Source organism: Oleiphilus sp. HI0067 (assembly GCF_001635735.1).
This window is the reverse complement of the sequence record NZ_LWFI01000415.1, coordinates 1-631: the sequence shown is the minus strand read 5'-3', so window position 1 is coordinate 631 and position 631 is coordinate 1. Positions and strand designations below refer to the sequence as shown.

The window sequence follows — 631 nt, the reverse complement described above, 5'->3', positions numbered from 1 at the left end:
GTTTTTCCTGACGTGTCATCCAATCGAAACTGCAAATCTCGCTGTACCGATTGAACATATTCATTTAGATTCGCGACCGCTTGCTCTACTTGCTCTGCACCCTGCTCGGCAACATCAGTTAGTTCAGAAGCGATCTCATCCGCTTGACGATTTGGTGCTGAATCCCCTGCAGTCGTTTTTGCAGGAAGCGTTACCTCTGAAGCTCCCTGCCTCAAAGCGAACTCAGTGTTTACGAGTTTAACGTCATTCATAATTGCACCCTTATCCTTAGCTTAAGTTTAACCTTAGTGGCACAATGATTTCTGCCACTAAGATCAAAAAGTCCTTAGCTTCTTATTACTGAAGAAGTGAAAGAACCTGCTGAGGCCGAGCATTAGCCTGAGCCAATACTGAAATACCGGCCTGCTGAAGAACCTGCGCTCTTGAAAGCGCAGCCGTTTCTGCTGCGAAATCCGCATCTTTAATTCGACTTGATGATGCAGAGAAGTTTTCAATCGCAATCGCGTTAGCAGAGATAACGTTTTCAAAACGCGTCTGAATCGAACCAAGTTTCGCCCGCTCTGCGTTCACAGTGTTAATTGCATTATCCACTGCGGCAATCGCTGCTTTAGCACCATCAGCTGTAGAAATA

Annotated in this window: 2 protein-coding genes; both read right to left on the bottom strand. The window is 45.8% G+C overall.

Annotated elements, in window-relative coordinates:
- On the bottom strand, positions 1-251 hold a 251-nt coding region (locus tag A3739_RS04855), incomplete at its 3' end, for a flagellar protein FlaG (protein ID WP_197472057.1).
- A gap of 85 nt (positions 252-336) precedes the next feature.
- Positions 337-631: flagellin (locus A3739_RS04850; protein WP_255376766.1), on the bottom strand; the 295-nt coding region annotated here is incomplete at its 5' end.